The organism is Pseudomonas sp. 32_A, from assembly GCF_017490905.1.
Lineage (GTDB): Bacteria > Pseudomonadota > Gammaproteobacteria > Pseudomonadales > Pseudomonadaceae > Aquipseudomonas > Aquipseudomonas inefficax.
Map to the genome: position 1 here is coordinate 1 of NZ_JAFGYI010000329.1, position 452 is coordinate 452.

The 452-nt window shown below is 52.0% G+C and carries 1 protein-coding gene; it reads right to left on the reverse strand.

What is annotated here, in order from left to right:
* A partial coding sequence (locus J5M58_RS26900; protein WP_207880442.1) for a hypothetical protein occupies positions 1 to 452 on the reverse strand: 452 nt, incomplete at both ends.

A 452-nucleotide genomic window follows, 5' to 3' on the forward strand; every position in this document is an offset into this window, starting at 1 on the left:
GTAGTCGATCATTTCACGATCGCGTTCGTTAGCGAGTCGCTGGAAGAACGACGTCATTAGTCGATCCAGCTCCGGAATTATCTCCGGCTGGGGTAGGAACGCTGCTGTTTCCGGTGGGCGCAGGACACGCCTAAAACCGGAGTGACGAATAACCCTGCCTTCCGCTTCTTGGAACAGACCTCGGAACGCGAGGCTCGCGACTCGTACTTTTGCCAAAAGATTAAAAAAATTCTTGAACTGGTCCCTCACGCACTCCAAAGAGCCAAATGCAAACGCCTTTCCCGCAAGCGTGTCGGTACCATCACCGTGCCGATTACTGCGGAATACCAGCCACTCGTGACCGTTGGTAACACATGCCAGTTCCGTTCCTTTGTACGCAGAATATTGAATAGCCTGCCGAATGCCTTCGACTAGATCAATATTCGTTAGAGCCGGACCCGATAGCTTATAAG